This window comes from Plasticicumulans sp., assembly GCF_035331805.1.
Taxonomy (GTDB): Bacteria; Pseudomonadota; Gammaproteobacteria; order Competibacterales; family Competibacteraceae; genus Plasticicumulans.
The window spans coordinates 1-6,407 of record NZ_DAOLKE010000205.1 but is presented as its reverse complement, the minus strand read 5'-3'; the positions used below and the strand labels follow the sequence as shown (position 1 = coordinate 6,407).

Annotated in this window: 8 protein-coding genes; 5 read left to right on the top strand and 3 right to left on the bottom strand. The window is 71.9% G+C overall.

Annotated elements, in window-relative coordinates:
* The 3 genes from PKE44_RS13390 to PKE44_RS13380 form a co-directional block, all read right to left on the bottom strand.
* Positions 1-540: AAA family ATPase (locus tag PKE44_RS13390; protein ID WP_324552013.1), on the bottom strand; the 540-nt coding region annotated here is incomplete at its 3' end.
* Positions 537-1,820, bottom strand: coding sequence for an AI-2E family transporter (locus tag PKE44_RS13385; RefSeq protein ID WP_324552011.1), 1,284 nt, complete (start codon positions 1,818-1,820; stop codon positions 537-539). The genes PKE44_RS13385 and PKE44_RS13390, both read right to left, overlap by 4 nt.
* Positions 1,817-2,389 (bottom strand): CDP-alcohol phosphatidyltransferase family protein, encoded by a 573-nt coding sequence (locus PKE44_RS13380; protein ID WP_324552009.1) that lies wholly within the window; start codon positions 2,387-2,389, stop codon positions 1,817-1,819. The genes PKE44_RS13385 and PKE44_RS13380 overlap by 4 nt, the downstream gene beginning before the upstream one ends.
* A gap of 200 nt (positions 2,390-2,589) precedes the next feature.
* Here PKE44_RS13380 and purM point away from each other — a divergent pair, with 200 nt between their 5' ends.
* The 5 genes from purM to PKE44_RS13355 all read left to right on the top strand — a co-directional run bounded on the left by purM (position 2,590) and on the right by PKE44_RS13355 (position 6,348).
* Entirely contained in the window at positions 2,590-3,648 is a 1,059-nt protein-coding gene (gene purM / locus PKE44_RS13375; RefSeq protein WP_324552015.1) for a phosphoribosylformylglycinamidine cyclo-ligase, read from the top strand.
* Positions 3,648-4,307 carry a phosphoribosylglycinamide formyltransferase gene (gene purN, locus PKE44_RS13370; RefSeq protein ID WP_324552007.1) on the top strand — a complete coding sequence of 220 codons (660 nt, stop codon included), beginning with the start codon at positions 3,648-3,650 and terminating at the stop codon, positions 4,305-4,307. Before purM ends, purN begins: the two co-directional genes overlap by 1 nt.
* 101 nt (positions 4,308-4,408) lie before the next feature.
* Complete coding sequence (locus PKE44_RS13365; RefSeq protein ID WP_324552005.1) at positions 4,409-5,137, top strand: DUF3108 domain-containing protein; 729 nt, start codon at positions 4,409-4,411, stop codon at positions 5,135-5,137.
* Positions 5,134-5,556, top strand: a complete 423-nt coding sequence (locus PKE44_RS13360) for a secondary thiamine-phosphate synthase enzyme YjbQ (RefSeq protein WP_324552003.1) — start codon at positions 5,134-5,136, stop codon at positions 5,554-5,556. The genes PKE44_RS13365 and PKE44_RS13360 overlap by 4 nt, the downstream gene beginning before the upstream one ends.
* A 60-nt stretch (positions 5,557-5,616) precedes the next feature.
* Positions 5,617-6,348, top strand: a complete 732-nt coding sequence (locus PKE44_RS13355) for a DUF3108 domain-containing protein (RefSeq protein ID WP_324552001.1) — start codon at positions 5,617-5,619, stop codon at positions 6,346-6,348.
* The last annotated feature ends 59 nt before the right edge of the window (positions 6,349-6,407 follow it).

Genomic DNA, 6,407 nt, shown 5'->3' with positions numbered 1-6,407 from the left:
CAGCCCGAGCCGGCCGGCGCGGGCGGCGAGCAGCGCGGCGAAGCCGGCGGCATCGAGCGGGGCGAGCGCGAAGTCCATCGCCTGCGCGACGCGCTTCGCGAAGCCCGGATGCGTGAAGCCGGCCGCGACCGCGACGCGGGCACCGGTCATCACCAGCCCGCCGCCGCGCGCCACCAGCCGCGCGCAGAGCTGATCGAGCGCGGCCTCCCAGGTGCGCTGGCCGGCGATGGCGTCGAGGTCCTCGATGCAGACCACGGCGAGGTTTTCGAGGCCGTCGAGCGCGGCGAGCGGCAGGCGTTCGGTGTCGGTGAGGCCGACGCGCACCGTCGTCTGGCCGCGGGCGGCGGCGGCGCTGCACACCGCCTGCACCAGGTGCGTGCGCCCGCTGCCGTCGGGGCCGTGCAGGTACAGCACCGGCTCGCCGGGGCTGCCGGTGTAGCGGCGCAGGTGTTCGAGCACGGCGAGGTTGGCGCCGGGCACGTAGTTGTCGAAGCTCGCGCGCTCGCGGGCGGCGAGCTTCAGCGGCATCTGGTCCTTCATGCCGGGCGCTCCGGCGGTGCGCCGGCCGGGCGCAGCGCCTCGATGGTTTCGGTGGTGACGGTTTCGGTGCGCTCGACGGTGGTGACACGCGCCAGCACTTCGTCATCGTCCGCCGCCGCCCCGGCCTCGTCCCCGGCAGCATCGGCATCGAGCGCGCGGATGGTCTCGTGCGTGACCGCGGACTCGACGATCTCATCAGGCTCGAAATGCGGCGCCGGCGGGGTCTCGTAGAGTTCGCTCTGCACGTAGTGCGCGTGCGTGTGGCGCAGCAGCACCATGACCACCGAGGCCACCGGCAGCGCCAGCAGGATGCCGAAGAAGCCGAACAGGTGCTCGCCGGCCATCAGCGCGAAGATCACCGCCACCGGGTGCAGGCCGATGCTGCCGCCGACGAAGCGCGGCGTCAGGATGAAGGATTCGAGCAGCTGCCCGAACGCGAACACGCCGAAGGTCGCAAGCAGCGGCAGCGGCGCGTGGAACTGCACCATCGCCGCCAGCCCCGCGAGCACGATGCCGAAGAAGAAGCCGAAGTACGGCACGAAGCTCACCAGCCCGGCGATCAGGCCGATCAGCAGGCCGTAGTCGAGCCCGACCAGCGTCAGGCCGCCGCCGTAGATCACGGCGAGCGCGAGCATCACCGCGAACTGCCCGCGCAGGAAGGCGCCGAGCACGGCATCGGATTCGCGCGCGAGCTTCGAGACCTGCGGCTCGACCGAGCGCGGCAGCAGGTGGCGGATGTCCTCGACCAGCAGGTCCCAGTCGCGCAGCAGGTAGAAGGTCACCACCGGCACCAGCAGCAGCGTCACCGTCCAGCCGACCAGCACCGCCGAGGACTGGCTGATGGTGGCGATCAGCGCGTGGCTGTCGGAGCCGGCCGACTGCAGCGCGGTGACGACTTCCTTCTTGATCGCGTCGAAGCGCAGCTGCGGCAGCGGCAGGTTGAACTGCTGGCGCAGCCAGCCGCGCACCTCGACGTTGTACCAGTCGATCGCCGCCGGCGCCTGGTCAAAGAGCTGCGTGGCCTGGCGTTCGAGCATCGGCACGATGAACAGCAGCAGCACCAGGATCAGCGCGAACATGCTGACGAACACCGTCACCACCGACAGCGTGCGCGACAGCCCGAGCCGTTCGAGCCGGTCGGCGAGCGGGTCACCGAGATAGGCGAGCACGGCCGAGAACAGGAAGGGCGCGAGCACCGGCGACAGCAGCCACAGGCCGTAGCCGGCGACCACCAGCCCCACCAGCCCGAGCGCCCAGGTGCGCCGCTCGTCGGCGTTCATCCGGCCACCTCGCCGCGCACGTGCCGGCGCGCGAGCCGGCTCCAGTGCCAGACGTAGTCGATGCCGCTCCAGAGCGTGGTCAGCGCCATCGTCCATTCGAGCAGGCGCAGCAGCCAGTCCGGCAGCGGCGTGGCGCCGTGACTGAGCAGCACCGCGAGCACGACGGCGAGCTGCATGAAGGTGTTGAGCTTGGAAATCAGCGAGGGCCGGGCTTCGAGCGCGCCGATCAGCCAGTGCCAGGCGGCGGCTCCGAGCACGATGACCAGATCGCGGCCGAGCACCAGCGCCACCAGCCACAGCGGCAGCTCGCCGCCGGCACCGAGCACCAGAAAGCAGCCGACCAGCAGCGACTTGTCGGCGATCGGGTCGAGGATGCCGCCGAGGCGGCTCTGCCAGTGAAAACCGCGCGCGAGCGCACCGTCGAGGGCATCGGAAGCGCCGGCGATCAGGAACAGCAGCAGCGCGGCACCGTGATCGTCGTGCCACAGCAGCCACAGGATCGGCGGCACCAGCAGCAGGCGCAGGCCGGTGATCAGGTTCGGGATGTCGCGGGCGCGCAGGGAGGGCATGCAGGGAGCGGGCGGGAAACGCGGCGGTCGGGAGTGCCGGGCAGTCTGGTGAGCCGCCTCGCGCACTGTCAAATGAGCGTCGGACGCTGCCACACGGCCCCGGCTCCGGTCTTGCCGCCGGGCATGTGTAGAATGCCCGGTTTCGCACGCCGGCTGCGGCCCGCTGCCTGTTCCCCTCCGTCCGCCGCCCGACCCAGGTGATCCCCGTGAGCGACCAGACTCCGCCCATCCGCCTCAGCTATCGCGACGCGGGCGTCGATATCGACGCCGGCGAGGCGCTCGTCGAACGCATCAAGCCGCACGCCCGGCGCACGGCCCGCCCCGGCGTGCTCGGCGGCCTCGGCGGCTTCGGCGCGCTGTTCGAGCTGCCGCTGGATCGCTACCGCCAGCCGGTGCTGGTCTCCGGCACCGACGGCGTCGGCACCAAGCTGCGCCTCGCGCTCGATACCGGATTGCACGACACCATCGGCATCGACCTGGTGGCGATGTGCGCCAACGACATCGCGGTTGCCGGCGCCGAGCCGCTGTTCTTCCTCGATTACTACGCCACCGGCAAGCTCGACGTCGACACCGCCGCGACCGTCATCCAGGGCATCGCCGATGGCTGCGCGCTCGCCGGCTGCGCGCTGGTCGGCGGCGAGACCGCCGAGATGCCGGGCATGTACGAGGGCGCCGATTACGATCTCGCCGGCTTCTGCGTCGGCATCGTCGAGAAGGAGCGCATCATCGACGGCAGCCGGGTCGCGCCCGGCGACGTGCTGATCGGTCTGGCGTCGAGCGGCCCGCACTCGAACGGCTATTCGCTGATCCGGCGCATCCTCGCCGTCACCGGCACCAGCCTCGATGAGCCCTTTGCCGGCACCACGCTCGGGCGCGCGCTGCTCGCGCCGACGCGCATCTACGTGCCGGCGATGCTGAAGCTGCTGGAGCAGATCGACGTGCACAGCTTCGCGCACATCACCGGCGGCGGCCTGCCCGACAACCTGCCGCGCGTGCTCGCCGACGGCACGCGCGCCGTCATCGACGCGGCGAGCTGGCAGCGGCCGGAGATCTTCCGCTGGCTGCAGCAGCAGGGCGGTGTGATCGAATCCGAGATGTACCGGACCTTCAACTGCGGCATCGGCATGGTCGTGTGCGTGGCGCCGGCCGATGTCGAAACCACGCTCGCGAGCCTCGCCGCCAGCGGCGAGACGGCCTGGGTCATGGGCCGCATCGAGGCCGCCGGTGACGACGCGCAGCCGCGCGTGGAGATCCGCTGATGGGCTCGGCCACGAAACCCGGCATTGTCGTGCTGATCTCGGGCCGCGGCAGCAACCTGCAGAGCATCCTCGACCGTGCCGCGAGCGGTGAACTGCCGGTCGAGGTGCGCGCGGTGATCAGCAACCGTCCCGGGGTGTACGGGCTGCAGCGCGCGCGCGATGCCGGCGTGCCGGCGCTGGTGCTCGATCACAAGGACTTCGCGGACCGCACGAGCTTCGAGGCCGAGCTGATCCGGCAGATCGACGGCTTCGGGCCGGCACTCGTCGTGCTTGCCGGCTTCATGCGCATCCTGGAGCCGGGCTTCTGCGAGCACTACCGCGGACGCATGCTCAACATCCATCCGTCGCTGCTGCCGAAGTACCGCGGCGTGCACACGCACGAACGCGCGCTCGCCGCCGGCGAGACCGAGCACGGCGTCAGCATCCACTTCGTCACGCCCGAGCTCGACGGCGGCCCGGTGTTCCTGCAGGCGACGGTGCCGGTGCTGCCCGGCGACGATGCCGACACCCTGGCCGCGCGCGTGCTGGTCGAGGAACACAAGCTGTATCCGCTGGCCATCCGCTGGTTCGCCGAGGGCCGCGTGCGCCTCGATGGCGATACCGTGCTGTTCGACGGCGCGCCGCTGACGGCACCGAAGCGGCTGGACGACGGCGCCTGAGCTGCGGGTTTTCCCGCAGCGGCTACGCCGGATGCCGCAGGCCGCACGCGCGCCGCGGGTGTAGGCTGGCGGATATCCGCCTTCCCGTCCGGAGTGCCCGCATGCCGCGCCGCCTGATCCCTGGCCTGCTCGCCGCCGCGCTGGCCTGGCCGCTGACCGCCCTGGCCGCGCTGCCGGTGCCCGGCTTCACGGCCCGCTATTCGCTGGCGCTGTCCGGCGTGCCGGTCGGCGAGGCCACCGTCACGCTCGATGAGCCGGCACCGGGGCGCTACCGCATGCGCTCCGAAGCAGCCGCAAAAGGCCAGCTGGCGATGCTGCTGCCCGATCGGCTGAGCGAGGAAGCCGAAGGCACGTTCAGCGACGACGGTCCGCAGCCCGGCCACTACCGCCACGAGCGCCGCGGCGGACGCGAGCGCGAATCGGTGCGCATCGACTTCGATCCGGCGGCCGGCGAGGTGCGGATCGAGGAGGCCGGCTCGGCGCCGGCGAAGCTCGCGCTCGTCCCCGGCATGCTCGATCCGCTGAGCCTGCAGCTGCGCGCGATGTGGCTGCTGCGACAGGGCCGGCCGCCGGAAAGCTTCACGCTGGTCGATGACGCCAGCCCCGACACCTACCGTGTCGAGAGCGCCGGGCGCGAGACCGTGAAGACCGGCCGCGGCCCGGTCGAGGCCGAGGTGCTGCGCCGCGGCCGGCCCGGCGACAAGCGCACCGCCACCTTCTGGTTCGCGCCGAAGTTCGGTTACGTGCCGGTGCAGATCGTGCAGACGCGCAAGGGGCGCGAAACCCTGCGCATGACCTTGATCGACGTGAGCGGGGAAGCCGTCCGATGATTCACCAGGAAATCCTGATCGTGCGCACGCCGGGGCGCTGCACCACCGACCTCAGCACGCAGATCGGCGCCGTGGTCGGGCGCAGTCAGGTACGCACCGGAATCGCCCACGTGTTCGTGCAGCACACCAGCGCCTCGCTGATGCTCTGCGAGAATGCCGACCCGTCGGTGCGCCGCGATCTCGAAACCTTCATGGCCCGGCTCGCGCCCGATGGCGCGCCGTGGTACGCCCACGACATGGAAGGCCCGGACGACATGCCGGCACACATCCGCAGCGTGCTGACCTCGAATGGCCTGACGCTGCCGGTCGGCGAGGGCCGGCTGCTGCTCGGCACCTGGCAGGGCGTGTATCTGTGGGAACACCGCCAGTCCAGCCACCAGCGCCGGCTGGTGGTCACCGTGCAGGGCGAACAGCACTGAGCGGCGCACGAAACGCACTGCGCGCGCGAACCCGGAAACGCTGCGTCGCGTCTGACCGCCATGCGCCACTGCCCTGCCCTGCTCCGTCCGGCCGCACTGCTGCTCGGCCTCGCCCTCGCCAGCCCGGCGCCGGCCGCACCGCTGCCGGCGCTGACCGCCCGCTACGCGCTGATCGCGCACGGCCTGACCGTCGCGCGCGCCGAGCTGCTGAGCCGGCCGACACCGGCCGGCTACGAGCTGCACGCCCGCGTCGAGGGCGGCGGCCTGACCGGGCTGTTCGGCGAACTCGGCCGCGCCGAGCTGACCGGCGCCGCGGTGCCCGGCCGCCCGGACAGCCGGCCGCTCAGCTTCCTCGTGCATTCGAAGCCGCCGTTCACGTCGGCTACGACGCTGCTCTACGACTGGCCGGCCGGCAGGCTGCATGCCCGCCACGGCGAGAGCGCCAGCGACCTGCCGCTCGAAGCCGATCTCGCCGATCCGCTCGCCTTCTTCGTAGAGCTGCTCGAAGCCCGGCGCAGCGGCCGCCCGGCGCCGCCGCGGCTGCGCGTGCCGTATGCCTCCGGCATCGTCGAGTACCACCTCGACAGCCTCGGCCGCGAAACCGTGCCGACCGCACTCGGTGCGCGCGACGCCGAGAAGTACGAGCTGTCGCGTCCGGACGGCGGCTCCGGGCGCGTGCGCATCACGCTGTGGCTGTCACCGGCCGATGACTGGCTGCCGGTGCTCGCCGTGCGCAGCCGCAAGCACAAGGAACGCGCGCGCGCCGAGATCGAGAGCCTGAGCCGGCCATGAAGACGCCTTGCCGCCCCTGCCGATCGCTGCTCGCCGCACTGGGGCTCGCGCTGCTCGCC

Excerpts from the sequence above, each read along its gene's own strand:
- PKE44_RS13385 (WP_324552011.1), bottom strand. The coding sequence starts at position 1,820 with ATGAACGCCGACGAGCGGCGCACCTGGGCGCTCGGGCTGGTGGGGCTG.
- PKE44_RS13360 (WP_324552003.1), top strand. The coding sequence starts at position 5,134 with ATGATTCACCAGGAAATCCTGATCGTGCGCACGCCGGGGCGCTGCACC.
- PKE44_RS13355 (WP_324552001.1), top strand. The coding sequence starts at position 5,617 with ATGCGCCACTGCCCTGCCCTGCTCCGTCCGGCCGCACTGCTGCTCGGC.
- purN (WP_324552007.1), top strand. The coding sequence starts at position 3,648 with ATGGGCTCGGCCACGAAACCCGGCATTGTCGTGCTGATCTCGGGCCGC.
- PKE44_RS13365 (WP_324552005.1), top strand. The coding sequence starts at position 4,409 with ATGCCGCGCCGCCTGATCCCTGGCCTGCTCGCCGCCGCGCTGGCCTGG.
- PKE44_RS13380 (WP_324552009.1), bottom strand. The coding sequence starts at position 2,389 with ATGCCCTCCCTGCGCGCCCGCGACATCCCGAACCTGATCACCGGCCTG.